General features: G+C 68.6%; 33 protein-coding genes. 22 read left to right on the top strand and 11 right to left on the bottom strand.

Features of this window, described 5'->3' with window-relative positions:
- Positions 1–134: 134 nt before the first annotated feature.
- Positions 135–1,010, bottom strand: a complete 876-nt coding sequence (mshD, locus tag AC069I_RS08075; RefSeq protein ID WP_478224256.1) for a mycothiol synthase — start codon at positions 1,008–1,010, stop codon at positions 135–137.
- A gap of 63 nt (positions 1,011–1,073) precedes the next feature.
- Complete coding sequence (locus AC069I_RS08070) at positions 1,074–1,820, bottom strand: winged helix-turn-helix transcriptional regulator (RefSeq protein WP_340686284.1); 747 nt, start codon at positions 1,818–1,820, stop codon at positions 1,074–1,076.
- A 143-nt stretch (positions 1,821–1,963) separates the two neighbouring features.
- Between AC069I_RS08070 and AC069I_RS08065 the strand changes: the two genes are divergently transcribed.
- From AC069I_RS08065 to AC069I_RS08020, 10 genes are all read left to right on the top strand, one after another.
- Entirely contained in the window at positions 1,964–2,857 is an 894-nt protein-coding gene (locus AC069I_RS08065) for an LmeA family phospholipid-binding protein (protein ID WP_478265059.1), read from the top strand.
- Between the two features lie 7 nt (positions 2,858–2,864).
- Positions 2,865–3,305, top strand: a complete 441-nt coding sequence (locus tag AC069I_RS08060; RefSeq protein WP_478224254.1) for a TlpA family protein disulfide reductase — start codon at positions 2,865–2,867, stop codon at positions 3,303–3,305.
- 194 nt (positions 3,306–3,499) lie between these two features.
- A complete protein-coding gene (locus AC069I_RS08055; protein WP_478224253.1) occupies positions 3,500–3,934 on the top strand; it encodes a DUF4395 domain-containing protein in 435 nt (144 codons plus the stop codon).
- A 21-nt stretch (positions 3,935–3,955) separates the two neighbouring features.
- Positions 3,956–4,792, top strand: a complete 837-nt coding sequence (locus tag AC069I_RS08050; RefSeq protein ID WP_478224252.1) for a sulfurtransferase — start codon at positions 3,956–3,958, stop codon at positions 4,790–4,792.
- Positions 4,792–5,100: a DUF1416 domain-containing protein gene (locus tag AC069I_RS08045; protein ID WP_478224251.1), complete on the top strand. Its 309-nt coding sequence runs from the start codon at positions 4,792–4,794 to the stop codon at positions 5,098–5,100. The genes AC069I_RS08050 and AC069I_RS08045 overlap by 1 nt, the downstream gene beginning before the upstream one ends.
- 326 nt (positions 5,101–5,426) lie before the next feature.
- Positions 5,427–6,050 (top strand): heme-binding beta-barrel domain-containing protein, encoded by a 624-nt coding sequence (locus tag AC069I_RS08040; protein WP_478265058.1) that lies wholly within the window; start codon positions 5,427–5,429, stop codon positions 6,048–6,050.
- Between the two features lie 10 nt (positions 6,051–6,060).
- A complete protein-coding gene (gene pxpB / locus AC069I_RS08035) occupies positions 6,061–6,672 on the top strand; it encodes a 5-oxoprolinase subunit PxpB (protein ID WP_478265057.1) in 612 nt (203 codons plus the stop codon).
- On the top strand, positions 6,669–7,541 hold the full coding sequence (locus tag AC069I_RS08030) for a 5-oxoprolinase subunit C family protein (protein ID WP_478265056.1): 873 nt from the start codon (positions 6,669–6,671) through the stop codon (positions 7,539–7,541). Before pxpB ends, AC069I_RS08030 begins: the two co-directional genes overlap by 4 nt.
- Positions 7,529–7,942 (top strand): hypothetical protein, encoded by a 414-nt coding sequence (locus AC069I_RS08025; protein ID WP_340686279.1) that lies wholly within the window; start codon positions 7,529–7,531, stop codon positions 7,940–7,942. The genes AC069I_RS08030 and AC069I_RS08025 overlap by 13 nt, the downstream gene beginning before the upstream one ends.
- Positions 7,942–8,262 (top strand): TFIIB-type zinc ribbon-containing protein, encoded by a 321-nt coding sequence (locus tag AC069I_RS08020; RefSeq protein WP_478265055.1) that lies wholly within the window; start codon positions 7,942–7,944, stop codon positions 8,260–8,262. The genes AC069I_RS08025 and AC069I_RS08020 overlap by 1 nt, the downstream gene beginning before the upstream one ends.
- Here the strand turns inward: AC069I_RS08020 and AC069I_RS08015 are convergent.
- Entirely contained in the window at positions 8,255–9,109 is an 855-nt protein-coding gene (locus tag AC069I_RS08015) for an aminodeoxychorismate lyase (RefSeq protein WP_478224245.1), read from the bottom strand. The two genes, AC069I_RS08020 and AC069I_RS08015, sit on opposite strands and share 8 nt — an antisense overlap.
- Before the next feature lie 30 nt (positions 9,110–9,139).
- On the opposite strand from AC069I_RS08015, the gene ygfZ reads away from it, so the two are divergent.
- The 3 genes from ygfZ to AC069I_RS08000 all read left to right on the top strand — a co-directional run bounded on the left by ygfZ (position 9,140) and on the right by AC069I_RS08000 (position 12,295).
- Entirely contained in the window at positions 9,140–10,267 is a 1,128-nt protein-coding gene (gene ygfZ, locus AC069I_RS08010; RefSeq protein WP_478224244.1) for a CAF17-like 4Fe-4S cluster assembly/insertion protein YgfZ, read from the top strand.
- Between the two features lie 520 nt (positions 10,268–10,787).
- Positions 10,788–11,351: an RsiG family protein gene (locus AC069I_RS08005; RefSeq protein ID WP_478265054.1), complete on the top strand. Its 564-nt coding sequence runs from the start codon at positions 10,788–10,790 to the stop codon at positions 11,349–11,351.
- Positions 11,348–12,295 carry an asparaginase gene (locus AC069I_RS08000; RefSeq protein WP_478265053.1) on the top strand — a complete coding sequence of 316 codons (948 nt, stop codon included), beginning with the start codon at positions 11,348–11,350 and terminating at the stop codon, positions 12,293–12,295. The genes AC069I_RS08005 and AC069I_RS08000 overlap by 4 nt, the downstream gene beginning before the upstream one ends.
- On the opposite strand, the gene AC069I_RS07995 is transcribed toward AC069I_RS08000, so the two are convergent.
- Positions 12,292–13,191 (bottom strand): DUF8083 family protein, encoded by a 900-nt coding sequence (locus AC069I_RS07995; RefSeq protein ID WP_478265052.1) that lies wholly within the window; start codon positions 13,189–13,191, stop codon positions 12,292–12,294. The genes AC069I_RS08000 and AC069I_RS07995 overlap by 4 nt on opposite strands.
- A 207-nt stretch (positions 13,192–13,398) precedes the next feature.
- Here AC069I_RS07995 and AC069I_RS07990 point away from each other — a divergent pair, with 207 nt between their 5' ends.
- The 5 genes from AC069I_RS07990 to AC069I_RS07970 all read left to right on the top strand — a co-directional run bounded on the left by AC069I_RS07990 (position 13,399) and on the right by AC069I_RS07970 (position 17,338).
- Positions 13,399–13,584, top strand: coding sequence for a DUF3073 domain-containing protein (locus AC069I_RS07990; protein ID WP_007032561.1), 186 nt, complete (start codon positions 13,399–13,401; stop codon positions 13,582–13,584).
- Between the two features lie 88 nt (positions 13,585–13,672).
- Entirely contained in the window at positions 13,673–14,533 is an 861-nt protein-coding gene (locus AC069I_RS07985; RefSeq protein ID WP_478224240.1) for a 3-hydroxybutyryl-CoA dehydrogenase, read from the top strand.
- A gap of 96 nt (positions 14,534–14,629) precedes the next feature.
- A complete protein-coding gene (locus tag AC069I_RS07980) occupies positions 14,630–15,529 on the top strand; it encodes a Gfo/Idh/MocA family protein (RefSeq protein WP_478265051.1) in 900 nt (299 codons plus the stop codon).
- A gap of 222 nt (positions 15,530–15,751) precedes the next feature.
- Entirely contained in the window at positions 15,752–16,402 is a 651-nt protein-coding gene (locus AC069I_RS07975) for a VanZ family protein (RefSeq protein WP_478230904.1), read from the top strand.
- Positions 16,403–16,579: 177 nt separating this feature from the next.
- Positions 16,580–17,338 (top strand): GNAT family N-acetyltransferase, encoded by a 759-nt coding sequence (locus tag AC069I_RS07970; protein WP_478265050.1) that lies wholly within the window; start codon positions 16,580–16,582, stop codon positions 17,336–17,338.
- Here AC069I_RS07970 and arfB read toward each other — a convergent pair.
- From arfB to AC069I_RS07940, 6 genes are all read right to left on the bottom strand, one after another.
- Positions 17,327–17,758, bottom strand: coding sequence for an alternative ribosome rescue aminoacyl-tRNA hydrolase ArfB (gene arfB, locus AC069I_RS07965; protein WP_340686267.1), 432 nt, complete (start codon positions 17,756–17,758; stop codon positions 17,327–17,329). The genes AC069I_RS07970 and arfB overlap by 12 nt on opposite strands.
- Positions 17,759–17,791: 33 nt before the next feature.
- On the bottom strand, positions 17,792–18,862 hold the full coding sequence (purM, locus tag AC069I_RS07960) for a phosphoribosylformylglycinamidine cyclo-ligase (protein WP_478230906.1): 1,071 nt from the start codon (positions 18,860–18,862) through the stop codon (positions 17,792–17,794).
- A gap of 30 nt (positions 18,863–18,892) precedes the next feature.
- A complete protein-coding gene (gene purF, locus AC069I_RS07955; protein ID WP_378440581.1) occupies positions 18,893–20,431 on the bottom strand; it encodes an amidophosphoribosyltransferase in 1,539 nt (512 codons plus the stop codon).
- A 392-nt stretch (positions 20,432–20,823) separates the two neighbouring features.
- On the bottom strand, positions 20,824–21,225 hold the full coding sequence (locus tag AC069I_RS07950) for a hypothetical protein (protein ID WP_478224235.1): 402 nt from the start codon (positions 21,223–21,225) through the stop codon (positions 20,824–20,826).
- The gene (locus AC069I_RS07945; RefSeq protein WP_478265049.1) at positions 21,209–21,448 is read right to left on the bottom strand and encodes a DUF397 domain-containing protein; all 240 of its coding nucleotides are present in this window, start codon (positions 21,446–21,448) and stop codon (positions 21,209–21,211) included. Before AC069I_RS07945 ends, AC069I_RS07950 begins: the two co-directional genes overlap by 17 nt.
- A gap of 285 nt (positions 21,449–21,733) precedes the next feature.
- Positions 21,734–22,612: a helix-turn-helix domain-containing protein gene (locus tag AC069I_RS07940; protein WP_340686264.1), complete on the bottom strand. Its 879-nt coding sequence runs from the start codon at positions 22,610–22,612 to the stop codon at positions 21,734–21,736.
- A 202-nt stretch (positions 22,613–22,814) separates the two neighbouring features.
- On the opposite strand from AC069I_RS07940, the gene AC069I_RS07935 reads away from it, so the two are divergent.
- On the top strand, positions 22,815–23,612 hold the full coding sequence (locus AC069I_RS07935; protein WP_478224462.1) for an SAM-dependent methyltransferase: 798 nt from the start codon (positions 22,815–22,817) through the stop codon (positions 23,610–23,612).
- Positions 23,613–23,697: 85 nt separating this feature from the next.
- Here the strand turns inward: AC069I_RS07935 and AC069I_RS07930 are convergent, their stop codons facing one another.
- Positions 23,698–24,078: a sterol carrier family protein gene (locus tag AC069I_RS07930; RefSeq protein ID WP_478224234.1), complete on the bottom strand. Its 381-nt coding sequence runs from the start codon at positions 24,076–24,078 to the stop codon at positions 23,698–23,700.
- Positions 24,079–24,131: 53 nt separating this feature from the next.
- Here AC069I_RS07930 and AC069I_RS07925 point away from each other — a divergent pair, with 53 nt between their 5' ends.
- The 3 genes from AC069I_RS07925 to AC069I_RS07915 all read left to right on the top strand — a co-directional run bounded on the left by AC069I_RS07925 (position 24,132) and on the right by AC069I_RS07915 (position 26,715).
- Positions 24,132–24,758 carry a type VII secretion system-associated protein gene (locus AC069I_RS07925; protein ID WP_478224461.1) on the top strand — a complete coding sequence of 209 codons (627 nt, stop codon included), beginning with the start codon at positions 24,132–24,134 and terminating at the stop codon, positions 24,756–24,758.
- Between the two features lie 103 nt (positions 24,759–24,861).
- Positions 24,862–25,677: a lysozyme gene (locus AC069I_RS07920; protein WP_340688525.1), complete on the top strand. Its 816-nt coding sequence runs from the start codon at positions 24,862–24,864 to the stop codon at positions 25,675–25,677.
- Between the two features lie 192 nt (positions 25,678–25,869).
- Positions 25,870–26,715: a lysozyme gene (locus AC069I_RS07915; protein ID WP_478224233.1), complete on the top strand. Its 846-nt coding sequence runs from the start codon at positions 25,870–25,872 to the stop codon at positions 26,713–26,715.
- Positions 26,716–26,898: the final 183 nt, after the last annotated feature.

The following is a 26,898-nucleotide window of genomic DNA, read 5'->3' as shown; positions in this document are numbered from 1 at the left end:
GTCTAAGGGTGAACGACAGGTGAACAAGGCGGCCGATGTGAGCAGCGCGACTACTCCGAAAGTGGCCCGTGTCCCAGCCGTGACCTGCGCGTCTGCTCTCCGTGACCGGTCAAGTGCCGCACGTGTGAAGACGGTTACCGAGCGTATTGGACGTCGACCTCGTATCGGGTGAAGCCGAGCTTCGAATAGACCGCGAGCGCCGGCGCGTTGTCACCTTCGACGTACAAGATCACTTGGCCCAGCCCGCGATCACGGAGGTACCGCAGCCCGGCGAGCGTGAGTGCCTTCCCGAGACCGCCGCCCTGGGCGTCCGGATCGATGCCGACGACATAGACCTCGCCCGCGGGCTCGCCGCCGAACCGGCCGGGGACGGCGTCGTGGACCTTCGTCCAGTGGAAGCCGATGACCTTCCCGTCCTCTTCCGCGAGGAAGAAGCCCTCGGGGTCGAACCAGGCTTCCTTCTCGGTCGCCCGGACCTCGTCGACGGTCAGGGCGCCCTGCTCGGGGTGCCAGTCGAAGGCGCGCGCGTTGACGCGGACCATCGCTTCCTCGTCCTGACCGGGGACGAACGTCCGCAGCGTGACGCCTTCGCGCGTCACGGGTTCCGGCCAATCGGCCGTCTCGACGTCCGCGTGCAGGATCAGCAGTTCCCGCGCGCGCTCGAAGCCCTCGGTCCCGGCTATGTGGACGGCGGCGGGGTGGTCGCCGTGCGCCCAGACGCGCAGCGGCTTCCCGTCGACGTGGTCGACGAGCGCCCTGGTGGCCGCCCGGCCGTGACCGGACCGGCGGTGCGCGGGATGGACGAACAGTTCGGCGACCTGGTTGCCGTGCGAGTCGCCTTCGGTGTCCAGATGCGCGTACACGACCAGCTCACCGTCGACGTGCCCCAGCAGGTGCTGTCCACCGGGGAAACCGGAGTCCAGCGGATCGCCGTCGGCCTCGCGCACGGCGAGGAGGAAGTCGTGGATCTCTTCCGTGTCCGGTTCACCGGTCCAAGCCAGATCGAGCATGAAATCGACCCTACCCGGGAACCCGGCACCCGCCTGGACGTCTTGTCAGACAGGAAAGGGGACTCAGTGCGCGGAAAGCTCGCTCGGCTCGTAGACGCTCGCGTCCGGGGCGATGGCCTGCTTGGCGGCCCCCTTCGAAGGCCGCTCGAACTTGTAGCCGACGTTGCGCACGGTCCCGATCATCTGCTCGTGCTCCGGCCCCAGCTTCGCGCGCAGGCGCCGGACGTGGACGTCGACCGTGCGCGTGCCGCCGAAGAAGTCGTAACCCCAGACCTCCTGCAGCAGCTGAGCACGGGTGAACACCCGGCCGGCGTGCTGGGCGAGGTACTTGAGGAGCTCGAACTCCTTGTAGGTCAGTTCGAGGGTGCGCTTGCGGAGCTTCGCGGTGTACGTCGCCTCGTCGATGACCAGCTCGCCGACCCGGAGTTCGGCGTCGACCTGCGCGGCGCCGCCGTCGCGAGTGGTGACCAGCCGCAGCCGGGCGTCGACCTCGGCGGGACCTGCCGTCGGGAGAAGGATGTCGTCGGTACGCCATTCCGCACTGACCGCGACCAGCCCGCCTTCGCCGACGACGGCGATGACCGGCGTGGAGGTTTCGTCCTCACCGGCACCCTTGAGCAGGCGGCAGAGGCTCTTCGCGGAGGCGAGATCGCTCCGGGCGTCGAGGACGATGACGTCGCGGTGGCCGGCGTCGAGCAGCGCGGTCACTTCCGGAGCACGGACGCGTACGGTGTGGGGCAGCAGATCCAGAGCGGGCAATACCGTGGTGGCATCTGCTTCCGCGGTCAGTACCAGAAGGTCCAGGCTCATCGCCGCACCGCCTTCAGTCGTGGTCGCCTCGAACGTGGCTACAGCCGGTGCTTGGTGAGAATAGCGGGTGAACAGCCGAGGACCTACCCCGTGCTGGATCGATCACACCTGGCCAAAGAGGTTTACGAAGGAGATTCGACGCGATGGTGAGCAGGCCCGTGGCGCAGCACGACCGACCGTCTTCCGGCCGGTCCGCCAAGCGAGGGAAGCGCCGTGGCCGGGGCTGGCTCATCGCCCTCGCGGTGCTGGTGGTGCTGCTGGTCGGGGCCGATTTCGGGGCCGCGGCGTTCGCCGAGCACACGATCTCCCAGAAGGCACGCCAGCAGCTGGAACTGGCCAACGATCCGGCGGTCACGGTGCACGGTTTCCCGTTCCTGACCCAGGCCCTTTCCGGTGACTACAGTCACATCACGATCAACGCCCAGGGCGTCGCCGTTCCGCCGAGGCTGCGGGACGTGGACTTCAACGCCGACATGAGCGACGTCACGGCCCCGCTGTCGGACCTGACGTCCGGCAACACGAAGTCGATCGTCATCGGCACGCTCAAGGGCGAGGTGACGATCAAGGCCGCGGACATCGCGCGGCAGGCGCCGCTGGACAAGATCGAGAACCTGAAAATCGAGCCCGTCACCGAGGACTACGTCCGCAACGGCGACAGCGGGCAGGGCGAGACGAAGCCGACCGCGACGAACGAGAACGGCGAGCCGGTCGACACCGCCAGCACCGGGATCCGGGTTTCGGGCAACGTCCAGATCGCCGGGCAGAAGGTGGAGATCTTCTGCTTCGCGATGATCGAACTGGACGGGCAGAAAATCCGTCTCGAACCGAAGCGGCTCCAGTTCGGGAATGACAAGGAGACCACCGTCGTTCCCCAGGCAGTACAGGACGCGCTGCTGCCGAACTTCAACGCGACCATCGACACCGGCGCGATGCCGTTCTCGGTGACCCCGACGTCGGTGCGCGTGAACAGCGGCTCGGTGACCATCAAGGGTGAAGGCAAGAACGTCGCCTTCAGCGGAGCGAAGCCCCAGGGGTGATCTGCGAATGACCGGAGTGTGGGTGCTGCTGGGCGTCCTCGTGCTCGGCGGGGTCGCCGGCGCGCTGTTGCAAGCGCGCAACGGCCGCATCCGCGCGGCGAAGTCCAGTGCGCCCACCCTGCCCGGTCGCGTCTCGGACGCCCTCGCGCCCGAAGGTGTCACCCTGGTCCAGATCTCCACGACGTTCTGCGCGCCGTGCCGCCACACCCGCGCGATCCTGTCCGCGCTCGCGGAGAAGACCGACGACCTGACCCACGTCGATCTGGACGTCACCGAAACCCCCGAAGTCGCCCAGGCGCTGTCGGTGCTGCGAACCCCGACGACCTTGGCCTTGACCGCGGACGGCCGGGAGGTCTTCCGCGTCGGCGGCGTTCCCCGAGGTCAGGAGCTTCTCGAAGCCCTGGAGCCCCATCTGATCCCGGATTCCGGGAAGCGTCCCAAGGTGTGAACACGGTTCCCAACCTGAGGGAGCTCTGCGTACCCTCGTGCCCGTGAACCGGCTGCCCCGAACTTTGCTGACCCAGCGCCGCGCAGTGGACCTGTGCCGCGTTCGCAGCAGCCTGTGTCCCGGCGTTCGCTGAACCACGCCTGCGCGTGCCCGTCCGGCACGCACCTCTTTCCCTCTCGTTCGCAGGAGGAACCATGTCCGCAGGACCGGCCGTCGACCCCCGTGGTCCGCGTTTCGCCGCCATCCTGACGACGATCGTGCTCGCGGTCGTGCTCATCACCCAGTGGTGGCCACTGCTCGCGGCGCAGGCGGTGGTGTTCGCGATCGGCGCCTTCATCGGCCTGAAGCCGGCGCCGTACTCCCTGATCTATCGCTACCTCGTCGCGCCGCGGCTCGGCCCCACGACCGAACGCGAGGACGCCGCCCCGCTGCGGTTCGCGCAGGCCGTCGGGTTCGTGTTCGCCGTCGTCGGCACCGTCGGGTTCGCCACCGGCCTGACCGCGCTCGGTTTCGTCGCGACGGCGTTCGCGCTGTTCGCGGCCTTCCTCAACGCGGCGTTCGACTTCTGTCTCGGCTGCGAGATGTACCTGCTCGTCAAACGTTTCAGTCCCAGCCCTCGCGCGTCCTAACCCAGAAAGAGAGTCAGCTCCATGAGCCGTGAAGACGTCCTGGTCACCACCCAGTGGGCCGAGGAGAACCTGGACACCCCGGGTGTCGTGTTCATCGAGGTCGACGAGGACACGACCGCGTACGACAACGGACACATCCGCGGGGCGGTGAAGTTCGATTGGCGCAAGGACCTGCAGGACGGTGTCCGCCGCGACTTCGTCAACAAGGAGGGCTTCGAGAAGCTGCTGTCCGAGAAGGGCATCTCGAACGACGACCGCGTGATCCTCTACGGCGGCAACAACAACTGGTTCGCCGCGTACGCGTACTGGTACTTCAAGCTCTACGGCCACGACAAGGTGCAGCTGCTCGACGGCGGCCGCAAGAAGTGGGAGCTCGACGGCCGCGAGCTGAACTCGGACGAGGTAAAGCGCGAGCCGGCCGAGTACAAGGCCAAGGAGCAGGACCTCTCGATCCGCGCGTTCCGCGACGAGGTCGTGGCCGAGATCGGCAAGAGCAACTACGTCGACGTGCGCTCGCCCGACGAGTTCTCCGGCAAGCTGCTCGCCCCGGCACACCTGCCGCAGGAGCAGTCACAGGTCCCGGGCCACATCCCGGGCGCGCTGAACGTCCCGTGGGCGAAGGTCGCCAACGAGGACGGCACCTTCAAAACCGAGGAAGAGATCAAGGAGCTGTACTCCGACGAGGGCCTCGACGAGTCGAAGGCCACGATCGCGTACTGCCGGATCGGTGAGCGCTCGTCCATCGCGTGGTTCGCGCTGCACGAGCTCCTCGGCTACGACCAGGTGAAGAACTACGACGGTTCGTGGACGGAATACGGCTCGCTCGTCGGCGTGCCGGTCGAGTTGGGAGCTAAGTGATGGCTGACGACAGCTGCGGCGCACCGGCCCAGGAGGCCACGCCCGCCGATTACGACACCCGCGGCCAGGTCGTGCTGGCCGGCAAGGTGACCGGTTCGGAGGGTCCCGTCGGCGGCGCCTTCGTGCGGTTGCTGGACGGCGGCGGCGACTTCACCGGCGAGGTGGTCTCGTCGGCCGACGGCGATTTCCGCTTCTACGCGGCCCCCGGTGACTGGACGGTGCGCGCGCTGCACCGCTCCGGCAACGGCGAGGCCTCCGTCACCGCGCAGGGACCCGGCGTGCACCAACTCGCCATCTCTGTGTCATAGGTCGCGCGCTGACGGAAAACGTGCCGAAGGGGCGTCGTTCCGCATTCACCTCACGGTGAGTGCGGAGGGCGCCCCTTCATCGCGTTTCCGTGGGCCTCCGGCCCAAAAGAGGCGCGCGACGTGAAGTCTCCGTCGGGCGCGGAGCGCCCTTTGGGAGACCGTGTGGGCACTACCACCACCCCTTCGCGGGGCCGTGCCGGTCGGCAGCGACTAAAGTGCGTGGCGTGGAGATCCTGTTTACGACCCTGCTGGTGCTCGCCGGCGTCGCGATCACCTGGTTCGCCGTGTACGTCGTCTACCGGCTTTACGCGGACCAGCGCTGACCGATGACGGCTAGTGGCGACGAGGCCATCCAGGCCGCGGAGAAGCGCGCGGAAAGCACGCGCGACCGGAACCTTCCGCAGTTCGACGACATGCCCATCCCGGGCGACACCGCGAACCTGCGCGAAGGAGCGAACCTCAACGACGCCTGCCTGGCGCTCCTGCCGCTCGTCGGTGTCTGGCGCGGCGAGGGCGAGGTCGACTATCCGACCATCGACGGCCCGTACCGGTTCGGCATGCAGCTGACCATCGCGCACGACGGCCGCCCGTTCCTCACGCACGAGGCACGAGCCTGGCTGCTCGACGAGGACGGCAAGGTCATCCGTCCCGCCGCGCGCGAATCCGGGTTCTGGCGTCCGCAGGCCGACGACACGATCGAGCTGCTGCTGACCCACAACACCGGCATCGTGGAACTCTTCTACGGCAAGCCGCGCGGCAAGGCCTCGGTCCCGGCCTGGGAGCTCGGCACCGACGCGGTCGTCCGCACTTCGACCGCCAAGGACGTCACGGCTTCGCAGCGGCTCTACGGCATCGTCAACGGCGAGCTCGGCTACGTCGAGGAGCGCGCGATGATGGGTCAGGACCTGCAGCCGCACACGTCGGCGCTGCTGCGTCGCGTGGTGGGCTGACCCCGTTCCCATGCGGTGGCGTGCCTACGGCGAGCACGCCGCCCTGCTCGACTGCGCCTCCCTCGCCGAGTCGATGGCGGCGCACGCGACGGTCACGTCCGCGCGTCCGCCCGGGATCGCCGAACTCGTGCCCGGCGCCCGCAGCCTGCTCGTGGTGGAAATCCCGGGTTCGGCCGCCCTCGCGGCCGTCCGCGAACTGCTCGCGGACGCCGACCTCGAACATCCACCGGAAGGCCGATCCCGCGAGATCATGCTCGACGTGACCTATGACGGCGAAGACCTCGAACTCGTCGCGCGGGACGCCGGAGTGTCCGCTGAGGACGTCGTCCGGCTGCACACCGGCGCCGTCTACACCGTGGCCTTTACCGGTTTCGCGCCCGGATTCGGTTACCTGACAGGGCTTCCCGAGCCGCTGCGGCAGCCACGGCTGTCGGCCCCGCGCACTCGCGTGCCGCCGGGCTCGGTCGGCATCGCGGGCGAGTTCACCGGTGTGTACCCCCGTGTCTCGCCCGGTGGCTGGCGGTTGATCGGCCATACCCGGACCGTCCTGTTCGATCCGCGCGCCGACCCGCCCGCGTTGCTGGCGCCCGGCGACCGCGTGCGGTTCCGGAGTGCCGGATGAGGGCCTTGGAAGTGGTCGAGACCGGTCCGCTCGCGCTGGTACAGGACCTCGGCAGGCCCGGTTTCGCGCATCTCGGTGTCCCGCCGTCCGGCGCGCTCGACGTCTCGGCGCTGCAGCTGGCCAACCGACTCGTCGGCAACGACGAAGCCGCCGCGGGAGTCGAGTGCCTGTTCGGCGGGCTACGGCTGCGCGCCACGACGTCCTGCACCATCGCGGTGACCGGCCCCGCCGTCGCCGTGGAGGTCGACGGGCGCCCAGTCGGCTCGCACGCGCCGGTTTGGCTGGCGGCGGGGCAGGTCTTGGCGATCGGTGCTCCCGCCTCCGGACTGCGTTGCTACCTGGCGGTTTCCGGCGGGATCACGGTCGACGCGGAACTCGGCAGCCGGTCGCGGGACGTCCTGTCGGAGATAGGGCCGGCGCCGCTGAAAGCGGGCGACGTCCTCCCGCTCGGCACGCCGTCCGTCCCCGGAGGTGCCGACGTCGTGCTCCCCACGGTGGCACCGGCCGAGCTCGTCGTGCCGATCGACCCGGGGCCGCGGGCGCACTGGTTCGAGAACCCGGCGTCCGGGCTCGCGAAGACCTGGACGGTGACGGCGGAATCGAACCGCGTCGGACTCCGGCTCGACGGGCACGCGTTGACTCGCGCGGCCGAATACGCGGAGCGGGAACTGCCGAGCGAAGGCCTGCTGACCGGCGCCGTCCAGGTGCCGCCGAACGGGTTGCCGGTGGTGTTCTTGGCGGATCATCCGACTACCGGCGGTTATCCGGTGGCGGCCGTGGTGAGACAGGCGTCACTCCCGGCCCTCGCGCAGGCCCGACCCGGAACCCTTCTCCGCTTTCACTCGTCCACGAGGGTGTGGAACAGGTAAAGGTCGACGGTGGCACGGGTGTCATCGACACGAATTCGGTCCCCACCCAACCAGAGCTTCCGCAGTCGCTGCGGATCGCGCTGGCCACCGGTCAGATGCGGCGCCCGCTCGGCGATACGCTCCGCCCGCTTCTCGATCTCTTCGCCGACGGCGAATACCAGGTCGCCGGACCCGAAAGGCTGGCCGAGGACCGCTACCTGACCCCGAGCGCCGACTGGCCGCCCGCCGACGTGTCCCGCGTCGGCTACTACCGGACGGCGATCAAGAGCGGGCACCGGCCGGTCGCCATCGTGCTGGAGACCACCGACGCGGCGGTGATCCTCGACGGGCACCACAAGATCGCGGCCTACCGCGAAGAAGCGATCCTGCCGCACCTGCTGATCATCAGCCCGCTCGGCTGATGGACGCCCCGCGGTTCCGCGATCCGCAGACCCGGATCGAGGACTTCGCGGACGAGCCGATCCTCGTCGTCTGCCCGCGCTGCGCCAGCCGTGCCTCGGCCACACCCGATCGGCTGACCTGCGCGGGCTGCGCCCTGGTGCTTGTTCCTCCCGACCCCGACTACCGCGCGTGGAATCGTCCGGTCGACCCGTTCTTCCGCGAGCCCCTATGGCTGCGCGCCGACTGCTGCGGCGGGCACACCCTCTGGGCGTTCCACGCTCGGCACCTCGACCTGATCGAACGGTTCGTCGCGGCGAAGCTGCGCGCGACGCTCAGCTGATCGCGTACTCGCTCTCGTACGCGGCGGCCAGCTCGGCGTGGATCGCGCTGGAGTCGGTGAGCGCGACGCCGTCGAGCGTGTGCACCCTGGTCAGCTTGCGGACCGACGACGCGAGGAACAGCCCTTCGCCCTCGGTGAGATCGGAGACCTTGAGCGGCTCGACCTTGACCGACCAGCCCGCCCGTTCGGCGCCGCGGAACAGCGCCGCCTGCGTCGTCCCCGGCAGGATTCCGATGGTCGCCGGCGGCGTGTAAAGCGTCTTGTCCTTCGCGAGGACGACCGTCGAAGTCGGACCTTCGAAGACCGTGCCGTCGGCGGCGGTGAAAATCACATCGCTCGCGCCACGGCGGCCCGCCTCGCGCAACGCGGCCATGTTGACGCCGTAGGAAATCGACTTCGCGCCCAGCAGCAGCCACGGCGCGCGCTCGGCGAGGTCGGGCTCGAAACCGCGTTCGAGGGTGATCGCCGCGACGCCTTCGACACGGGCCCGCTGGACCTTCTCGTCGATCTCCACACCGAGCGCGAACCCGAACGGCTTCGCCTCCGGATCGCCGTCGATTCCCCTGGTGTACACCAGTTTCAGCGCGATCTCGGCCGGGCCGGACCAGTTGTCGATGACGACCTGCGCGGCGCGCTCCCAGGCGGCGAGGTCCGGCTCCGGCAGGTCGAGCATGGCCGCGGAACGGGCCAGCCGCTCGAGGTGCGGGCGGAGCTCGCGGGGCCGTCCGTCGACGACGAGGATCGTCTCGAACACGCCGTCGCCGCGAAGCAGTCCCAGATCGTCCACCCGCAGGTGAGCGGCTTCGGGGTCGGCCAGGGTCCCGTCGAGGAAGGCAAGCACGCGCATGGGGACACGGTACTCACTAGCATGGGTTTCATGCCCTACCGCTCCCCCCTGCTCGACCTTCCCGGACCGATCGCGGCACCCGACGGGCATCCGGAAGAAGGTGTCCCGTGGCATTGGGGTGACCCCTTCGCCGAGCAGCGGACGGCCGCGCGCGGCGCGGTCGTGATCGACCGTTCGCACCGCGAAATCCTGGCCGTGACTGGGGAAGAACGGTTGTCCTGGCTGCATTTGGTGATCTCGCAGCACGTCACCGGGCTCGCCGAAGGCACCGGCACCGAGGCGCTCGTGCTCGACAGCCAAGGTCGCGTCGACACGCACATGGTGCTCGCGCACGCGGACGGCACGGTGTGGCTGGACAGCGACAGGGGCGCGGTGGCCACCAGCGCGCTGCCGTCCGGTGGCAAGCAGACTTTGCGCGAGTACCTCGAAGCGATGAAGTTCTGGTCCAAAGTGGACATCCGCGATGTCTCGGACGAGCTGGCGCTGCTGACCGTCCTCGGTCCCGACGCGGACCGCGTGCTGGACTCCGTGGGCGTCTCCGTGGGCTCGGACCCGTACTCGGTCGTGGCGATCCCCGGCGGTTTCGCGCGGCGGATGCCGTGGCCGGGACGCCACAGCGTCGACCTCGCCGTCCCGCGCGCCGAACTCGCCGACTGGTGGCGGCGCCTGACCGACGCGGGCTCGCGACCGGCGGGCAGCTGGACGTTCGACGCGCTGCGGGTCGAGTCGCTGCGGCCGCGGCTGGGCCTCGACACCGACGAGCGCACGATCCCGCACGAAGTAAACTGGGTCGACTCCGCCGCGCACGTGGCGAAGGGCTGCTACCGCGGACAGGAGACCGTCGCGAAGGTCCACAACGTCGGGCGGCCGCCGCGGTACATGGCGCTGCTGCACCTGGACGGTTCGCCGGAGATCACGCCGGAAACCGGCGATCCGGTGGTGCTGGGCGAGCGGACGGTCGGCCGCGTCGGCAGCGTGGTGCAGCACCACGAGCTGGGACCGATCGCGCTGGCGCTGGTCAAACGCTCGACGCAGCCGGGTGCGGAGCTGCTGGTGGGCGCCGAGGACCGCGTGGTGCAGGCGGCCATCGATCCGGACTCGGTGCCTGGTGAGGCGTCGGCGCCCGGGCGGGAAGCGGCTCAGCGGCTGCGGGGGTAGGCGGGGTCCTCTGCGGCTCGGCTCGGCTCGGCTCCGCGCCGTTCCGTGAAGGCCTCCTTGCCTACCTTGAGGGTAGGGAAGGAGGCCTTCACTACCTGCAGGTGGGTCACTTTCGCCTCACTCGTCACAGCGACCTCACTGGCCACGGCGACGACTGCGCGTGAAGGCCCTTCCCTCGACTGAGCGCTGCAAACTCGCCCTTCACTCACGACCCAAGTACATGAAGGCCCCTTCCTTGCGCCTAACGCCATGAAGGGCCTTCAAGTACTTCCATCCCGCCCACCACAGCCATCCACAAGTTGTCCACAACGTTGCCCACCTGTGGACAACTTCGCCGACCAGCACTTTTCCGCCTCCACCCCCGGTAGACTGGACCAGGGGCCGCCCCCGGGACGGGTGGGGGGCGCGCTTTGGAAGGAACCGAAAGAGCGGCAGCGGCGGAGGGTGCCGTCGGGGGCGGAGATCCTTGTGGTATCGCTCCCTGCGGAGCATCTTCGCTGGAGCGCGATAAGCTACGCGGGTGATCGAAGTCCGGCCCGGTGGTCGCCGTCGTATCGACCGCGTGCTCGGCCCTGGGTATCTCAGCGACCTCGGCGAGCTGACCCTTTCCGTGCTGCGCGAGCGCCGTGACGAGGCCGCGCAGGAGGAGACCGACCTGTCGTACCTGCGGCGCCTGCTGCACGCGCGGATCGACATCGTGCGGGCCGAGCAGGAGCGCAGGAGTTCGGGCGGCGAGAGCAGCGTCGTCGAGCGGCTGGTCGCGATCCTGGCGGACAACGCGATCGGCCCGGCGACGGGTTCGGGCAGGCACCAGCGGCTGGAGCCGTCGCGCGCGGGTGAGCACCGCCGGTTCGCCGAGGCGCTCATCGGCGACACGGACCTTTCCGACGTCAGCACTCTGTCGGACGAGGAGCTGATCAACGCCCTCAACCGGTACGCCGACGAAGAGGTTTCGGTCTCCTCGTACCGTCGCGAGGTCCAGGGCGTCATGGACACCATCAACGCCGAGATCGCGACCCGCTATCGCAAGGGCACGGCATCGGTCGACGACCTGCTCGACACCGAACGCGGCGGATCCGAGTGACGAACCCGGTCCTGGTCGAGGTCGTTCGATCCGGTTTCGTGGAGAGCGTGCACCGCGGCGCGCTCGTGATCACCGCCCCGGACGGCTCGGTGCGGTTCTCCGCGGGCGACATCGAGCGGCCGGTCTACCCGCGTTCGTCCAACAAGCCCCTGCAAGCCGTCGGGATGCTCCGCGCCGGACTCACGATCGGCGACGAAGAGCTCGCGCTGGGTTGCGGATCGCACAACGGCGAGCCCGGCCATGTCGAGGGCGCCCTCGACATGCTTTCCCGCGCGGGACTGACCGAGGACGCGCTGGCCTGCCCGCCCGCTTTCCCGCTGCACGAGCCCAGCATGCTGGCCGTGGCCTCGGCCGGGAAACGCCGCGCCGCCATGAACTGCTCCGGCAAACACGCCGCGATGCTCATGACCTGCGCGCAGCTCGGCTGGCCGGCCAAGGACTACGAGGCCGAGATCCATCCGCTGCAGAAGATCATCCAGGCCACCGTCGCGGACCTCACCAGCGAGACGATCGAGACGGTCGGCGTCGACGGCTGCGGGGCGCCGTTGTTCGCGTTCTCCCTCACCGGCCTCGCCCGCTCCTTCGGCAGGCTGGTCACGGCCATCGGCGGGCCGGAACGCCGGGTCGCCGACGCCGTCCGCGCGCATCCGTGGCAGGTCGCGGGCACCGGCCGTGAGGACACCGTGCTGATGCGGACCATCGAGGGCCTGCTTTCGAAGGGCGGCGCCGAGGGAGTGCACGCGTTCGCCCTCCCGGACGGCACCGCGCTGGCACTGAAGATCGACGACGGCGCGGCCCGTGCCCGGCTCCCGCTGCTGCTCGCGACGCTGCGCCACCTCGGCATCGACCCTGGCGACGAGGCCGGCGACCTCGCGCGCGACGCGGTCCTGGGCGGCGGGAAACCGGTCGGCGAGCTGAGGGTCGCCGAAGGTCTCTACGGTTAGTTCGCGCGTTCCCGCGCGGCCAGGTCGCCCCAGAAGTCCCGCAGGTCGGCGAACAGTTCCGCCAGCTCGTCGACATTGCCGGTGCGGAGCGCGTCGAGGATGTCGTGCACCTCTTCGGCGGTCGTGTCGGCCTGGAGGATCGGGTCGGCGAAGAGCTGCACGAGACCGCCGTAGTCGAGCTCGACCGCGGAGCCGGGGTGGAAGCTGTCGAGCCAGCGTCGCGTCTCGAGCAGCACCCGGCCGGGTCCCGAGTCACCGAAGGTCGCTTCGAGCAGGTCCCCGACCTCGCGGGCGCGATACCGTGCGTCGGCGATGGAGACCCGCCACGACACCTCGCGTTCGGGGTCGTCACGGCCCTTGCCGAGTTTGACCCGGCGCATCCCGGGGTCGAACAGCACGAACCACGGAAGCGGGACGGTCCACGTCGTCGACAGCGTGTGCGAAGCCGAGGCGGACAGATCGCCGATGGCGGACTTCGCCCGCGAGCGGATCGTGTCGAGTGAAGCGCCGCCGGCGTCGAGCACCGCGTTCTTCAACGCGGGGTGCGCGTCGCCGAGGAAGGTCACCAGCGCCGCGGCCGAGCGTGCGCGGATCTCCATCGGGCAGATCAGCGGCCCTGGGCCGGCGTCGCCGTGCTCACCCTCCGGCACGTCCTCGGGATCCAGGACGAGGACATCGGTGACGAGACTGGGCGCGGCCCTGCCGTCCCCGAGTTCGGCGGGCAGCAACCGCCCCACATGCTGTGACTTGAGCCACAATTCCTGCTCGCGCGTCCCCGCGGCCGAACGATCGAGCCGGGCCGCTTCGACGGCCTCGAGCAGGCGTTCGTCCGGTGGATCCCCCAGCGCGAGCAGGGGCTCATAGACGCGGAGATAAGCCGCGAACGGACGGGGCACACGAGCATCGTGGCACGCCGACCTGCGACTATCGCCACCGACCGGCCGGTAACCGGCGTTCGGTGAACACTGTCGCCACCGGCACACCGTGCCACGTCGCATCCAACCCCCCGGACACGGTACGGTGTCAGCAGGAAAGAATTGTCGAGACGATGCGGGGCCGCCGATTCCCCCGGCCGCCCCGCCCCTGTGCGAGGGGGTCGAGCCATGGGGCGCGGCCGGGCTAAGGCCAAGCAGACGAAGGTGGCGCGCGAGCTCAAGTACAGCTCGCACGAAACCGACTTCGATGCTTTGCAGCGCGAGCTGTCCAGTAGTTCCTCGGAAGACAGGCACGAGGACGACAAGCGGTATGACGACGACCCGTACGACGGGTACGACGAATACCGCCGCTGAGCAACGCGTGACACGCGAGGGTGGATCCGGGCTTGCCCCGGGGACCGCCCTCGCGTGTCGCGTGCTGCCCAAAATATGAGGAGGTGCCATGTCTGACGTAGCGCGAGTAGGTGTCGTCGGGGCCGGGCTCATGGGCTCGGGCATCGCCGAGGTGCACGCGCGGGCCGGGCTGGACGTGATCGTCACCGAGGTCAACCAGCCGGCGCTGGACTCCGGGCGGGCGCGGATCGAGAAGTCGCTGCAACGCGGCGTCAAGAACGGGAAGCTCTCGCGGGAAGACGCCGACGCGGCGCTCGGACGGCTCCGCTTCACCACCGAGATCGGCGAGTTCGCCGACCGCGACCTCGTCATCGAGGCCATCCTGGAACAGGAGCAGGCCAAGGTCGAGGTGTTCCGGTCGTTGGACAAGATCGTCGAGCGTGAGGACGCGGTGTTCGCGTCCAACACCTCGTCGATCCCGATCATGAAGCTCGGGATGGCCACCGGCCGCCCGCAGCAGGTGGTCGGCATCCACTTCTTCAACCCGGTCCCGGTGCTGCCGCTCGTCGAGCTGGTGCCCTCGCTGCTGACCAGTGACGACACCGCCCGCCGTGCCGAGGAGCACGCGACCACGGCGTTGAACAAGACGGTGATCCGGTCGCAGGACCGCGCCGGGTTCATCGTGAACTCGCTGCTCGTGCCGTACCTGCTTTCGGCGATCCGGATGATCGAGTCGGGTTTCGCGTCCGCGGAGGACATCGACCGCGGTATGGAGCTCGGCACCGCGCACCCGATGGGCCCGCTGCGGCTTTCGGACCTGATCGGCCTGGACACCATCAAGGCGATCGCGGACTCGATGTACGCCGAGTTCAAGGAGCCGCTGTACTCCTCGCCGCCGCTGCTGCTGCGCATGGTCGACGCCGGCCTGCTCGGCAAGAAGACCGGCCGCGGGTTCTACAGCTACTCCTGACCTGGTTTCCTCCGCGTTCAGTCCTCTGAATGCGGTTCTTGCACGCGCAACTACCGCATTCAGAGGACTGAACGCGAGGGTCCTAGACTCGGGGGCGTGGGACAGGGACAGCTGCGCGCGGGTCTGGTCGGTGCCGGTCCGTGGGCGAAGACGGTGCACGCGCCAGGTCTCGCCGATCACCCCGGGATGACGTTGCGCGCGGTCTGGGCCAGGCGTCCCGAGGCCGCGAAGGAGCTGGCCGAGGCGCATGGCGCCCAAGCCGTCGACAGTTTCGACGAGTTGCTCGACCAGGTGGACGCGGTCGCGTTCGCGGTGCCGCCCGCCGTCCAGGCGGAGCTGGCGGTCAGGGCGGCCGAGGCGGGCAAGCATCTGATCCTGGAGAAGCCGATCGCCGCCGACCTCGACGGCGCGCGGCGGCTCGCGGACGCGGTGGAGGCCGCCGGTGTCGCGGCCCTCGTGGTCCTCATCCTGCGGTTTTCGCCGATGACGCGCGAGTGGCTCGACGGTATCAAGGAAGCGGGCGGCTGGCGTGGCGGCGGGGCGCGATGGCTTTCGGGCGCGCTGCTCGGCGGTCAGTACCAGTCGTCGGCGTGGCGGCACGACTCCGGCGCGCTCGCCGACATCGGCCCGCACGCCCTCGATCTGCTGGACGCGGCTCTCGGAGAGATCACCGAGGTGCTCGCCGCGAACCGGACCGATGACGATCTGTGGCAGTTGCTGTTAGCCCACGAGGGTGGCGCGACCAGTACGGCGACCCTGTCGCTGCGGCTGCCGATCCAGCCGACGGTCGTCGAAGTGGCCGTTTACGGCGAGCACGGCTACCGCACCTTGGGCCGCAAGCCGGGCTCGGCGGGCGAGTCGTATACCGCGCTCCTGGACGATTTCGCCGCGATGGCCGCGAGCGGGACGGCCTCGCACCCGTGTGACGTGCGTCGCGGACTGCACCTGCAGAAGCTGCTCGAGCACGCGCGGGAGCTCGCCGGACACGGCAAGTAGTACACAGGTCACCCACAAGGCTTTTCCTTACGCGATAAGGCCTTCTTCCGAAGAGTTCGCGGTCATCCACAGGTTTGTCCACAGGTTCCTTTGTGGACGGTCACCAGCATGGGAAAACCTTTTCCGCCACCGGGAAAGATCACCTCTTAGTGCGTTCGCTCCGCCGTGCCGAGTCGATCTTGTGATGCGAAGGTGATCTTGGGCGCTCCGGAAAGGAAGGCCATGGGTGAGCTGCTCCGCGCTTTCGGCGGGATGATCCCGTTGACGATCATCGCGATTCCGTACGCATTGCTCGGGTGGCCGCTCCTCGCGGCTCATCGACGGCGAAGACGTGCCGACCCCTTCTCCGCGTCGGCGACGGCCGCTGTCGACATGACGCTCGCCCTGGCCTGTTTCCTGGTGTTGTGCCTGGTCACGATGCCGGTGTCCGGCGCGCAGGGCAGCAGGCTGAACCTCGAACCCGGCACCGACCTGCGGCTGGCCCTGTCCGACAGCGCCAATCTCTGGCAGGCGCTGGGCAATGTCCTCATGCTGAGCCCACTCGGCGCCCTGCTCCCGGTGCGGTCCCGCCGCCTGCGGTCGCTGGGCCGGATCGCGCTGGGCGCGCTGGCCGTCTCGGTGCTGGTGGAAGGCACGCAATATCTGATCCAGGCGGGCAGGGTGACCTCGGCCGACGACATCCTGCTGAACACACTGGGCGCCGTGGCGGGCGCCGCGCTGAGCAAACGTCTGTGGCACCGCCTGGACGTCCGGCCGCCGGTGCGGATCCCGGTCCAGGTCCGGCGGGTGTGCGACGCCCCCGTCCGGCTACGGGTGCCGAGATCGGTATGGGACGAGCGGTATTCGAGCATCGCGCATCCGCAGCGGAGGTAAATCGGTTGACCGTCGTGCGAGAGTGATCGCGAAAGCCTGCGTACCAAGAAAGAGGGATGCCTCATGCCTGACGCCTTCGGTGGCGTCGGCACGAGCTAGCCGGCGCATACGCCAGCTCCACCACGCACGCGGATCCTCCCGTGCGTCTCCTTCTTCTGCCCGAAAGGCTTTCCACCAGTGCTTTCCGAGACGATTCGTGCTTTGCAGTCCTACATCCGCCTCACCGCGGCGAAGTTCCGGGAGACCGAGCGGATCGGGCCGTTCCTGGCCACGTACTACCTCGAGGCCGACAGCCCCTTCCTCAACTACGCGATCCCCGATGACGACGCCGTTCCCACCGAGGACGACGTCGCCGCCCTCACCGAGGCGTTCCGCGAGCGCGGGCTCGTGCCGCGTCTGGAGTTCCTCACCGAAGCGGTTCCGGCCGCCGAGGCCGTGCTCGTCGAGTGCGGCTACACGCTGGAGCGGCGGGTTCCGCTGATGATCTGCTCCCCGGGGCAGGTCGTCGCACAACCGGAACCGGCCGGGATCAGCCTGATCACCCCGAAGACCGACGGCGAACTCCGGCAGATGATCCGGGCGCAGAACGTGGCGTTCGAGGAGGACGATCCCGATCGGCACCTCGACCCCTCACCGGATCAGCTGAGCGGCGAGACCCTCTCGGTGACGGCCGTGGCCGAGACCGGCGAGGTCGTCGGGGGCGGGGTCGCGACCCCGATCCTCGACGGCGCGACCGAGATCGCCGGGATCGGGGTGATCGAGGAGTACCGGAGCCGCGGGATCGCCGCGGCGATGACGGAGTACCTGACACGTGAAGCCCACGCTCGCGGTGGCCGGTCGGTGTTCTTGACGCCGGGCGCCGGGCAGGCGGAACGCGTCTACGGCCGGGTCGGCTTCAAGACCGCCGCCGAATGTGTGCACCTGTCAATCGTCTGAGTAGCCGCCGCGGCGTGATTTCTTGACCTCGCCGCGGCGCTTCTTCGACGCCAGGCGGCGTTCCTTCGAACCTCGCGAAGGTTTGGTGGGACGCCGCTTGGCTGCCGGGGGCGCCGACGCGTCCAGCAGCAGCGTCACCAGCCGCGCCCGCGCGGCTTCCCGGTTCATCAGCTGGGAGCGGTGTTCGGACGCGGTGATCGTGACGACCCCGTCGACCAGCCGCGACGAAAGCCGGTCCAGCATCCGCGCCCGGAGATGCTCCGGGACGGACGCCGAACCGGCCACGTCGAAGGACAGTTCGACCCGCGAGTCCGTGGTGTTCACGCCCTGCCCACCCGGACCCGACGACCGGGAGAACCGTTCGCTCAATTCGGCACCCGGGATCACGAACCGGGTGCCGACCACCACGTCATCAGCCACGGACCCAGTGTTCCACCAGGGCCAAGAGAATATTCAGAAGCGCGGGTGGTCACCGGAGAGCACGGCACGCGGGCCGTCCGGGTCTTCCGCGGGCTGCACGTCGCCGAGGATCCACGCCGGCACGTGCCGCGCGGTCAGCATCGCCAGCGCACGGTCGACGTCGTCGGCGCCGACGATCGCGACCATGCCGACGCCCATGTTGAACGTCTTCTCCAGCTCGGCACGCTCGACCTTGCCGCGGTGGCCGATCAGCGCGAACACCGGCGCCGGGGTCCAGGTGCCGCGTTCGAGCCGCGCGACCAGGCCGCGCGGCATGACTCGGGCGAGGTTCTGCTCCAGGCCGCCGCCGGTGATGTGCGCGAACGTGCGGACGTCGGCCTCGGACGCCAGCGCGAGGCAGTCCTTCGCGTAGATCCTGGTCGGCTCCAGCATCTCCTCGCCCAGCGAGCGGCCGAACTCCTCGACGTGCCCGTCGAGCGGCATGCGCGCGATGTCCAGCAGCACGTGCCGGGCGAGCGAGTAGCCGTTGGAGTGCAGGCCGGACGAGCCGAGCGCCAGGACGACGTCACCGGGGCGGACCCGCTCCGGGCCGAGCACGTTCGACGCCTCGACGACGCCGATGCCGGTGCCCGAAAGGTCGTAGTCGTGCTCGCCCATCAGGCCGGGGTGCTCCGCGGTCTCGCCGCCGAGCAGCGCGCAACCCGCCTGGACACAGCCCTCGGCGATGCCGCCGACCAGTGCCGCGATCTTCTCCGGGACAACCTTGCCGACGGCGATGTAGTCCTGCATGAACAGCGGCTCGGCGCCCGTGACGACCAGATCGTCGACGACCATCGCGACCAGGTCGATGCCGACCGTGTCGTGCTTGTCGAGTGCCTGCGCGACGGCGATCTTGGTGCCGACCCCGTCGGTCGACGAGGCCAGCACCGGCTCTTTCCACTTGTCCAGCTTCAGGGAGAACAACCCGGCGAAACCGCCGACCCCACCCATCACCTCGGGCCTCGTGGCCCTCTCGGCGTGCGGTTTGAGCAGCTCGACGGCTTTGTCACCGGCGTCGATGCTGACGCCGGCGGCGGCGTACGTGGCGCTCGTGGACTCGCTCACGGAAGCGGACTCCAACTCTGGAAGAGAGGTCTAGGGACGCCGGATGGCGTCCTCAGCACCGTACCCGGCAGGGCTGACGGGCTTCGCCGCGCCATTGACCGAGTCCAGGCTCTCCAGCAGGTGCTTCCCGATCAGCGCGTCTTCGGGCAGCGCGATCGGGTACTCGCCGGAGAAGCACGCGGTGCACAACCGCGACTTCGGCTGCTCCGAAGCCGCGACCAGCCCGTCCAGGGAGATGTAGCCCAAGGTGTCCGCGCCGATGGAGCGGCGGATGCCGTCGAGGTCGACGCCGTTGGCCACCAGTTCGGCACGGGAGGCGAAGTCGATCCCGTAGAAACACGGCCAGCGGACGGGCGGCGACGCGATCCGGACGTGCACCTCGAGCGCGCCCGCCTCCCGCAGCATGCGGACCAGGGCGCGCTGGGTGTTGCCGCGGACGATGGAGTCGTCGACGACGACGAGCCGTTTGCCGCGGATGACGTCGCGCAGCGGGTTCAGCTTGAGGCGGATGCCCAGCTGGCGGATGGTCTGCGACGGCTGGATGAAGGTACGGCCGACGTAGGCGTTCTTCACCAGGCCTGTGCCGTAGGGAATGCCGGAGCCCTGCGCGTAGCCGATGGCGGCCGGGGTGCCGGATTCGGGCACCGGCATGACCAGGTCGGCGTCGGCCGGGTGCTCGGCGGCGAGTTTGCGGCCGATCTCGACGCGGGTGGCGTGCACGCTGCGGCCGGCGATCGAGGTGTCGGGGCGGGCGAGGTACACGTACTCGAAGACGCAGCCCTTGGGCTCCGGGTTCGCGAACCGCGAGGACCGCAGGCCTTCGGCGTCGATCGCGATGAGCTCACCGGGCTCGACCTCGCGGACGAACGACGCGCCGCAGATGTCCAGCGCGGCCGTCTCGCTCGCGACGACCCAGCCGCGTTCGAGCCTGCCGAGCACCAGGGGGTGCACACCGTGCGGGTCGCGCGCGGCGTACAAGGTGGACTCGTCGGCGAAGACCAGGCAGAAGGCGCCCTTGAGGGTGGGCAGCAGTTCCAGCGCGGCGGCTTCGATGCCCTTGTCGGCGGCGTTGGCCGCGAGCAGCCCGCACACCAGGTCGGAGTCGCTGGACGAACCGGTCAGGCCCGCGTGCGGTTTGAGCCCGGCTTCGACCGTGCGATCCCGCAGCTCGGCGGTGTTGACGAGGTTTCCGTTGTGCGCGAAGGACAACCCGCTGCCGGTGGCGGTGGTACGGAAGATCGGCTGCGCGTTCTCCCAGATGGTCGCGCCGGTGGTCGAGTAGCGGCAGTGGCCGACGGCGATATGTCCTTGCAGTGACTGCAGGACCTGCTCGTCGAACACCTGGCTGACCAGGCCGAGATCCTTGAAGACGACGATCTGCGAACCGTCGGAGACCGAGATGCCGGCCGCTTCCTGGCCGCGGTGCTGAAGTGCGTAGAGCCCGTAGTAGGTCAGCTTCGCGACCTCTTCTCCGGGCGCCCAGACACCGAAGACGCCGCATTCCTCGCGGGGTTCCGGATCGGGCTGGTCGGTCACGGGCTGTCCGGCGACGGACGGGTCGGAAACCACCGAGGTGCTCCCAGGGAGAAAGAGGGCAGGCCGCCACCAGTGTAAACGGTGAGCAGGAGATCAACGCGCCGCACGAAGTGGCACTGGACACGCTTCGCGCGATGACCGTGAGTGAACCCGCAGCGGCGATCGACGTCGGCAGGGGCGGGCCGGCCTTCCAAGCCGCGATGGCGGACAGGGCGCCCCTGCTACCTCGATAGGGGGTCTTCGACCGGAGCGGGTTCCTTATGACCGTGAGTGACGGGCGGGTGTCAAGGCCCGGCACTCACGACCCCCGACCAGCCGGCCGCTCCCCCTCGACAGAGGCGGTCGACTGTGCTTAGGAGTGGTCGCGAGTGGCGATTCGGGTTCTCACCCGAATCGCCACTCACGACCACCGGGAGCGAAACGGATCAGCTTGCGGCGAGCCACTTGGACGTGCCGCCACGGCCGGGAACCCAGCAGCCCTTGGCCGCGGTCTCCGGGACGTACAGCGAGCCGGGGGTCCGCTCGTCCGGAAGCGCGAGCAGTGCCGTCAGCACCGTCGCCGCGTCGCCGGCGAACCGCCACAGCCAGACCTCGGGCTCGAGGATGTCCTCCTCGGTCCCGGGCATGCGGGTGGCGACGACGTCGTCCTCGGCGTTGAGCCGGACCACGTCGACCACGTTGTCGTGGACTCGCACGCCGACCACGGCGAGGACCTCGCCGTTCGCGTCGCACGGGTGCACGAACTGGTACCCGCGGTGGATCAGTTCCTGCAGGCCGCTTTCGATATCGGTGATCTCCGCGGTGATGGTGTCACCCGAGGACGTCATCGAATTCGCCGTCCTTGGCACCCGCGAGGAACGCGGCCATCTCGGCCTGGGTGTAGATCAGGGCCGGCCCGGCCGGAAAGCGCGAGTTGCGCATCGCGATCTCGCCGGAAGCGAGCGGCGCCATCTCGACACAGTTGCCGATCGCGTTGCTGTAGCTGGCTTTGCGCCATTGGGCGCCGGTCAGACGATCGGCCGGGATGCCGTTGTCGAACTGTTCAGCCATGGTCCCCACCTTCCCCGACAGAAGACTTCGGGCAATGCATCTGCATGTGCATTTGCCTGTGATCCCAAAGTTAGCACGTGTGGCTGCAGCGGTAAATGCACGTGCAGAAGTTTTTGCAGAATTCGCGGAGGGTGGTGTCTTAAGTCCTCAGCCGTCCCACTAAAGAGTTACGAGCGCAGCCCCTGTTGGGTGAACAACTACCACTTGTGGCCACTTTTTCGAGGACACGCAAGGAAACCTCGGCCGTTCCCGGATACGGCAGGCAGCCCCACAACGGTGAGCGGCTCAGATTTCGGCGCGGCGCTTCATCAGCATCTGGCGGCTGCGGTCCGGCGTCTCCGCGTCGACCGCGAGCATGTCCAGCGCCCGGCTGTACCGCTCGATCTCGTCGCGCTTGTCGATGTAGTGCGCGCCGGTCAGGTACTCGGTGTAGGCGATGTTCGGCAATTCCTCTTCCGCGAACCTGAGCAGCGAGAACGCGCTGTCCGCGGAGTAGCCGCTCCGGTCGTACGGGAGGACCTGCACCGAGATGTTCGGCTGCTGGATCATCTCCAGCAGGTGGTCGATCTGGCCCTTCAGCACCTCGCGGTCGCCGATCGGCCGGTAGAGCACCGACTCGTCGAGCACCAGCCACAACCGCGGCGCGTCCGGCCGCGACAGCATCTTCTGCCGCCGCATCCGCAGCGCGACCCGGCGGTCGACCTGCTCGTTGACCATGTCCTTGCGGCCGTGGCTCATGATCGCCCGCGCGTAGTCCTCGGTCTGCAGCAGACCCGTGACGTACAGCGGCTCCCACACCTGGATCCGGGCCGCGGCCTCTTCGAGCCCGACGAGGTCGTTGAACCAGCTCGGCATCAGGTCGCCATAGCGGCGCCACCAACCCGGCTCGTTCGACTCCTTGACCATGTCGAGGAACTGCTGCCGCTCGCCGGGATCGGTCATCCCGTACATGGTCAGCAGATCGGCGACGTCGCGTTCCTTGAAGCCGACGCGGCCGAGCTCGAGCCTGCTGATCTTCGACTCGGATCCCCGGATGCTGTAGCCGGCCTCCTGGCGTGTGATGCCCGCGTCCTCACGCATCCGGCGGAGCTGAGAGCCGAGGATCATCCGTCGCGCGGTGGGACCCAGGGACTGCTCACCGCCAGGCGGGGTGACCGCGTTCATCGACCGGGGACCTTTCGCACGACGACACTCACAGGGGAACAAGCCGATTACTGAAAGTACACGTTTGGGCCTCGACACGACAGGGATGGCTCGGTTTACCGGTCGCGTACGTGGTTCTACTCTACGTAGAGCCCGAGACTTCCGACACAGTTTTGTGAGGTTCAAGATGCCCGACGCCCCGACCCGGACGGAACGAGTGCCCGTGGGTGTCGACCCGACCCGGGCCAGCATCGCCCGGGTGTACGACGCCTTCCTGCTCGGCAAGGACAACTACGAGATCGACCGGGAGGTGCTGCGCAAGGTCCAGCAGGCCGCCCCCGAAGCGCAGGACCTGGCGACCGAGAACCGCGGCTTCCTGATCCGCGCGTGCCGGTTCCTCGCCAGCCAGACGGGCATCACCCAGTTCCTCGACCTCGGATCCGGCCTGCCCACGGCCGAGAACACGCACCAGGTCGTGCAGCGGATCAACCCGGAGATCAAGGTCGTCTACGTCGACAACGACCCGGTCGTACTCGCCCACGGGCGCGCGCTGCTCGAAGAGAACGAGAACACCCACTTCGTCTCGGACGACATCTTCGAGGCGGAGCGGATCATCGAGAACCCGGACATCCGGCGGCACATCGACTTCACGCAGCCGATCGCGTTGCTGCAGCTCGGGACCCTGCACCACTACAACGGGCCGCACGACGAGCCCGCCAAGATCATGAAGAAGTACATCGACGCGCTGCCGTCGGGTTCGTACGTGGCGATCTCGCACTTCTCCGACCCGGAGGACGAGCTGTCCGAGGTCGCCCGCAAGATGGAGGAGTTCTTCATCCACAGCCCGATGGGCTCGGGCACCTTCCGCACCAAGGCCGAGATCGAGGAGCTGTTCCACGACCTCGAGATGGTCGAGCCCGGCGTCCGGCTGTGCGCCGACTGGTGGCCGGACGGCCCCCGGATCAAGGAGCTGAACGTGGCCCAGCGGACGATCTCGGGTGGCATCGGCCGCAAGGCTTAAAGACCGCCCTTCCGTCGTGCAATGAAAGGTCCTTTCCTTGCAAATTTCGCAAGGAAAGGACCTTTCATTGCACGACGGGGCGGGTTCAGAGGCGGACCAAGGGCAGCCAGCGGGCCAGGTCGGCCCTGCTCCCGGAGGCGGTGACCCGCCCCGACTCGACGGCCTCGGCCCAGCCGAGCAGCCCGGCCGCCAGTTCCAGCCACGTGCGCGGATCCGTTTCGACGACGTTCGGCGGCGTCCCGCGGGTATGGCGCAATCCTTCGACACACTGCACAGCCGCGAACGGCGGCACCCGCACTTCGACACTCTTCCCCGGAGCGTCCCCGGCCAGCGTCCGCAGGCTCAGCCGCACCGCCGCGGCCAGCTCGGGACGGGCCGGTTCCGGACCGGATCCGCTCAACCAGGGGGAAATCGCCGCGATCGCGGCTCGTAACTCAGCGGGGTCGACCGAACGCGAAGAGGCCATGGGAGAACAGTAGAGTGAGCGCGAACAAACCTTCAGGCACCCGGAACGTGGGGATGGCGATGGCGCAGCGGGACGAGGCGGATCGGTTGGCGTCCAGCCCGGCGGGCAAGCGGAAACGGGCCAAGCCGAAGATCACCGAAGAGATGCGCGCCAACGCCAGGGCCAACCCCAACAGCTGGCTTTATGTCATCGACGAGGCCTTCGACCCCGACGGCCCGGTGCCGTCCTGGGCGGTCGTCGGCGCGTACCCGGTGAACGGCGGGGGCGAGATCGTCGAGGACTTCCACCCCAACGATCGCTACCGTCCCTCGCCCAAGGCGCTCGGTTTCCCCGAACCGCGCAACGAACTCGAGCAGCTGCTCCAGCTGGTGCGCACGAACCACCGTCCGGCCGCCGACCTGCCGCGGGTCATCCTCGACTCGACGCTGTTCGTCTACGCCCTTTCGCCGGTGCAGCGCACGGTGATCGGCTTCCACAACACCGACGGCAAGGTGCTGGTTCCCGCGTACACGGCGAAGTCGCTGGTGCCGCGCGAATGGCCGCACGCCAGGGCGGTACTGGGCCGGGACATGGTCCCGCTGCTCGCCGGGCACCCCGTGACGATCAATCCCCACGACCGGCTCACCGCGATCATCCCCTCGGAGCACCTCGACAAAGCCCTTTCGGACGAGCGTCGTTAGGGACGATTAACCCACTCGGCCCAATTTATTCAGGCCGAACGCCACTCTTTCGAGTGATGTTCGAGTCGCTGATTCCCTTTCCGCGGGGGATCGTGACGACGTGATGAGTCGCAGAGTGTGTTCAAAAGGCTGGGGGGCCGTCCTCGCGGCGGGGGTTTTGCTGCTCGCGCAGACCCCCGCCGTCGCACGGGAAAGCGGGCCTCGTTACGACGGGGCCGAGGAGCACTACGCCGGTTCACAGATCGCGCTGCACGAAGGCGTCAACGTGTCGGTGGGGCCGCTGTACGGCGGCGAAGCGCAGACGCTCGGCCACGACGTCAGTGGTCATCAGGGCGAGGTCGACTGGCCCGCCGCCGCCCGGACCGGCGCGAAGTTCGTCTACGTGAAGGCGACCGAGGGCACCGGCTTCGTCAATCCCCGGTTCGCCCAGCAGTACAACGGTTCCTACGGCGTCGGCCTGATCCGCGGCGCGTATCACTTCGCTCGCCCCGACATCTCGGACGGCGCCGCGCAGGCGCACTACTTCGTCGACCACGGCGGCGGCTGGTCCAAGGACGGCAAGACGCTGCCGGGCGCGCTGGACGTCGAGTACAACCCGTACGGCGAAACCTGTTACGGCAAGACGCCGGCGCAGATGGTCGCGTGGATGGCGTCGTTCGCCGAGACCTACCTGTGGCGGACCGGGCGGCATCCGGCGATCTACACGTCGACGAGCTGGTGGAAGCGCTGCACCGGGAACAGCACCGTGTTCTGGCAGAACCCGCTGTGGATCGCGCGCTACAACACGGAGATCGGCGAGCTGCCCGCGAGCTGGAAGACCCACACCATCTGGCAGTTCTCGAACAAGGGCAGCCTGCCCGGCGACCAGAACTGGTTCAACGGCACGGTCGATCGCGTGCGCGCGCTTTCGCTCGGCTGAACACTCACCCGAGTGGGCGTTACAAGATCACATAACCAGGACTACTTGGAAATGAAAATCACCCACGTGTAGTACCAATTTCACGGAAGTTAGTGACAAACCCGGCACTCGTCGTCAACAATCGTGCCCGGACGGCTACCACCTGCAAGGTCGCCGTCCTCAGCGAGGGTTATCCGTGAAGGGATTGTCGTAATGCGCACTTCCCGAAGAATCGCCATCGCCGTCGGCTCCGCGCTGCTCCTGCTCAGCAGCACGGTCCAGGCGTCGGCCGCCCCGTCCCCCGAGATCATGTCGATCGAACAGGATCTTCAGCAGAACGACCACACGATCGGATCGCAGATCCGGCGGGTGGAAGGCGACACCTCCACCCCGGACTCCAAGGCCAAGGCCGCCCAGCCGCAGCCCGAGGCCGGCGTGCTCGCGACGGTCGCGGGGATGGACGTGGCCAGCTATCAGGGCAACGTCGACTGGAACTACTGGTGGAACCAGGGCAAGCGCTTCGTGTGGACGAAGGCCACCGAAGGCACGAGCTACAAGAACCCGTACTTCGCCCAGCAGTACAACGGTTCCTACAACAAGGGCTTCATCCGCGGCGCGTACCACTTCGCCCTGCCGAACGTCTCGAGCGGCGCGGCGCAGGCCGACTTCTTCGTCAACAACGGCGGCGGCTGGTCCAAGGACGGCAAGACCCTGCCGGGCGCGCTGGACATGGAGTACAACCCGTACGGCGCCACCTGCTACGGCCTGAGCCAGTCCGCGATGGGGGCGTGGATCCGGGCGTTCCACGACCGCTACAAGGCACGCACCGGCCGCTGGCCCGTCATCTACACCTCGACGAGCTGGTGGAGCACCTGTGTCGGCACGTCGCAGAACTTCGGTGGCACGGTCCCGCTGTGGATCGCGCGGTACGCGTCCACCGTGGGTGCGCTGCCCTACGGCTGGGGCTACTACACCGTGTGGCAGTACACCTCCAGCCCGCTCGACCAGAACACCTTCAACGGCGCTTATGACCGTTTGCAGGCACTGGCCAACGGCTGAGCTGCGCATTCCGTGAACAAGCGGCTCCCGGCCTCGGCCGGGAGCCGCTTTCGCGCGCCGCTTTCAACGCACGGTACCTTCCGAGCAGAATGCCCTGAAATCCCTGGCACGGGCGGATCCGGAACCAGCGCTGACCGCCGGTCGTCTGATCAGAAGCCTCAGGCCCCAGTACGGAAGGCGAGA

Source organism: Amycolatopsis sp. NPDC043885 (assembly GCF_056435685.1).
The sequence above is the reverse complement of the archived record's forward strand: the minus strand, read 5'-3'. Positions and strand labels throughout refer to the sequence as shown.

Bases quoted from the DNA above. Each gene is read 5' to 3' on its own strand.
- mshD (WP_478224256.1), bottom strand. From the start codon at position 1,010: ATGCTCGATCTGGCTTGGACCGGTGAACCGGACACGGAAGAGATCCAC.
- AC069I_RS08070 (WP_340686284.1), bottom strand. From the start codon at position 1,820: ATGAGCCTGGACCTTCTGGTACTGACCGCGGAAGCAGATGCCACCACG.
- AC069I_RS08065 (WP_478265059.1), top strand. From the start codon at position 1,964: ATGGTGAGCAGGCCCGTGGCGCAGCACGACCGACCGTCTTCCGGCCGG.
- AC069I_RS08060 (WP_478224254.1), top strand. From the start codon at position 2,865: ATGACCGGAGTGTGGGTGCTGCTGGGCGTCCTCGTGCTCGGCGGGGTC.
- AC069I_RS08055 (WP_478224253.1), top strand. From the start codon at position 3,500: ATGTCCGCAGGACCGGCCGTCGACCCCCGTGGTCCGCGTTTCGCCGCC.
- AC069I_RS08050 (WP_478224252.1), top strand. From the start codon at position 3,956: ATGAGCCGTGAAGACGTCCTGGTCACCACCCAGTGGGCCGAGGAGAAC.
- AC069I_RS08045 (WP_478224251.1), top strand. From the start codon at position 4,792: ATGGCTGACGACAGCTGCGGCGCACCGGCCCAGGAGGCCACGCCCGCC.
- AC069I_RS08040 (WP_478265058.1), top strand. From the start codon at position 5,427: ATGACGGCTAGTGGCGACGAGGCCATCCAGGCCGCGGAGAAGCGCGCG.
- pxpB (WP_478265057.1), top strand. From the start codon at position 6,061: ATGCGGTGGCGTGCCTACGGCGAGCACGCCGCCCTGCTCGACTGCGCC.
- AC069I_RS08030 (WP_478265056.1), top strand. From the start codon at position 6,669: ATGAGGGCCTTGGAAGTGGTCGAGACCGGTCCGCTCGCGCTGGTACAG.
- AC069I_RS08020 (WP_478265055.1), top strand. From the start codon at position 7,942: ATGGACGCCCCGCGGTTCCGCGATCCGCAGACCCGGATCGAGGACTTC.
- AC069I_RS08015 (WP_478224245.1), bottom strand. From the start codon at position 9,109: ATGCGCGTGCTTGCCTTCCTCGACGGGACCCTGGCCGACCCCGAAGCC.
- ygfZ (WP_478224244.1), top strand. From the start codon at position 9,140: ATGCCCTACCGCTCCCCCCTGCTCGACCTTCCCGGACCGATCGCGGCA.
- AC069I_RS07990 (WP_007032561.1), top strand. From the start codon at position 13,399: ATGGGGCGCGGCCGGGCTAAGGCCAAGCAGACGAAGGTGGCGCGCGAG.
- AC069I_RS07985 (WP_478224240.1), top strand. From the start codon at position 13,673: ATGTCTGACGTAGCGCGAGTAGGTGTCGTCGGGGCCGGGCTCATGGGC.
- AC069I_RS07975 (WP_478230904.1), top strand. From the start codon at position 15,752: ATGGGTGAGCTGCTCCGCGCTTTCGGCGGGATGATCCCGTTGACGATC.
- AC069I_RS07950 (WP_478224235.1), bottom strand. From the start codon at position 21,225: ATGACGTCCTCGGGTGACACCATCACCGCGGAGATCACCGATATCGAA.
- AC069I_RS07945 (WP_478265049.1), bottom strand. From the start codon at position 21,448: ATGGCTGAACAGTTCGACAACGGCATCCCGGCCGATCGTCTGACCGGC.
- AC069I_RS07940 (WP_340686264.1), bottom strand. From the start codon at position 22,612: ATGAACGCGGTCACCCCGCCTGGCGGTGAGCAGTCCCTGGGTCCCACC.
- AC069I_RS07930 (WP_478224234.1), bottom strand. From the start codon at position 24,078: ATGGCCTCTTCGCGTTCGGTCGACCCCGCTGAGTTACGAGCCGCGATC.
- AC069I_RS07925 (WP_478224461.1), top strand. From the start codon at position 24,132: ATGGCGATGGCGCAGCGGGACGAGGCGGATCGGTTGGCGTCCAGCCCG.
- AC069I_RS07920 (WP_340688525.1), top strand. From the start codon at position 24,862: ATGAGTCGCAGAGTGTGTTCAAAAGGCTGGGGGGCCGTCCTCGCGGCG.
- AC069I_RS07915 (WP_478224233.1), top strand. From the start codon at position 25,870: ATGCGCACTTCCCGAAGAATCGCCATCGCCGTCGGCTCCGCGCTGCTC.